1 protein-coding gene is annotated in these 237 nt (G+C 67.5%); it reads right to left on the bottom strand.

Translation table 11 applies throughout. The features are described from left to right. On the bottom strand, positions 1–237 hold a 237-nt coding region (locus tag AC4IFT_RS22635; RefSeq protein ID WP_490752999.1), incomplete at both ends, for a DNA polymerase.

Here is a 237-nt window from a genome sequence, read left to right as displayed (position 1 = left end):
GGCTTCTCCTGCCCCTGCAGCCAGGCGTCGACCTCGATCATCGCACGCTTGATGATATCGGCCGCCGTGCCCTGCATCGGGGCGTTGATGGCGGCGCGCTCGGCCGCCTTGCGGCGCATGGCGTTGCTGGAGCGTACGTCCGGCAGATACAGACGGCGGCCGTCCAGCGTGCTGACATAGCCCTGCTCGGAAGCCTGCTGACGGGTGCGCTCCATGTAATCCAGCACGCCCGGGTAA

This window comes from Providencia sp. UF-183, assembly GCF_058246155.1.
Note: the sequence above shows the minus strand (reverse complement) of the source record. Positions and strands in the feature narration are given on the sequence as shown.